Annotated in this window: 1 protein-coding gene; it reads right to left on the bottom strand. The window is 61.3% G+C overall.

The features are described 5' to 3' along the window. Nucleotides 1-88: 88 nt before the first annotated feature. A complete protein-coding gene (gene hemB, locus QMX98_RS34655) occupies nt 89-1,063 on the bottom strand; it encodes a porphobilinogen synthase (RefSeq protein ID WP_077750523.1) in 975 nt (324 codons plus the stop codon). Between the last annotated feature and the right edge of the window lie 212 nt (nt 1,064-1,275).

Raw genomic sequence — 1,275 nt, 5'->3', positions numbered from 1 at the left:
CGATGGCTGCGTATCAGTCAATACATGGGTCGAATGACAAGACGCCATCGCGAGCAGGCTCACTCCTACAGGGGTTCCGAGGTGTTTCTTAGATCCCGGCCAGGGCCAGGTCCATCGCGAAGTAGGTAAAGATCAGATCCGCCCCCGCCCGCTTGATCGCGCCAAGGCTTTCACGCACCACGCGGTCCTCATCAATCGCCCCGGCCTGCGCGGCGAATTTGATCATCGCGTACTCGCCGCTGACCTGATACGCCGACAACGGCAAACGCGACACTTCGCGGATGTCGCGGATGATGTCCAGGTACGCGCCGGCCGGTTTGACCATCAGCGCATCGGCGCCTTCCTGCTCGTCCATCAGAGACTCGCGCACCGCTTCGCGGCGATTCATCGGGTTCATCTGGTAGCTTTTGCGGTCGCCTTTCAACGCGCTGCCGCCAGCTTCGCGGAACGGGCCGTAGAGCGCAGACGCAAATTTGGTCGAATAGGCCATGATCGCGGTCTGGGTGAAACCGGCTTGGTCGAGGGCCCGGCGAATGGCCTGGACCTGCCCGTCCATGGCCGCTGACGGTGCAATCACATCCGCACCGGCCCGTGCCGCCGCCACGGCTTGTTTGCCGAGGTTGATCAGGGTCTGGTCGTTGTCGACTTCATGGTTGTGCATCACGCCACAATGGCCGTGGTCGGTGTATTCGCAGAAGCAGGTGTCGGACATCACGATCATCTCCGGCACCGCGTCCTTGGCAATGCGCGACATGCGCGACACCAGGCCGTTGTCGCTCCAGGTGTCGCTGCCGCTGCTGTCCAGGTGATGGGACACGCCAAACGTCATCACCGACTTGATCCCGGCGCGGGCGTAACGCTCGATCTCACCGGCCAGTTTCGACTCTGGAATACGCATCACGCCGGGCATGCTTTTGATCGGCACGAAGTCATCGATTTCTTCCTCGACGAAAATCGGCAGCACCAGGTCGTTCAGACTGAACTCGGTTTCCTGGAACAGGCTGCGCAGGCTCGCATTGCGGCGCAGACGGCGTGGACGTGCTTCGGGGAACTGGCTGGACATGGGGGATTCCTGAAAAACGGAGGTCGTGATGAAAGTCGTAGGGGGCGAAGCTTATGCCCTCAAAGGCGCGGGGCACAAACCTCGATCGCCCAAGACTGCGTTACCGAGGCCGCAATAATCGCGCGATATAACGCGGTTCCCTGTGGGAGCGGGCTTGCTCGCGATGACGGCGGCACATCCAACAAAGATGTATCTGACGCACCGCCTTCGCG

This window comes from Pseudomonas sp. PS02303 (assembly GCF_029959925.1).
Taxonomy (GTDB): Bacteria; Pseudomonadota; Gammaproteobacteria; order Pseudomonadales; family Pseudomonadaceae; genus Aquipseudomonas; species Aquipseudomonas mandelii.
The sequence above is the reverse complement of the archived record's forward strand: the minus strand, read 5'-3'. Positions and strand labels throughout refer to the sequence as shown.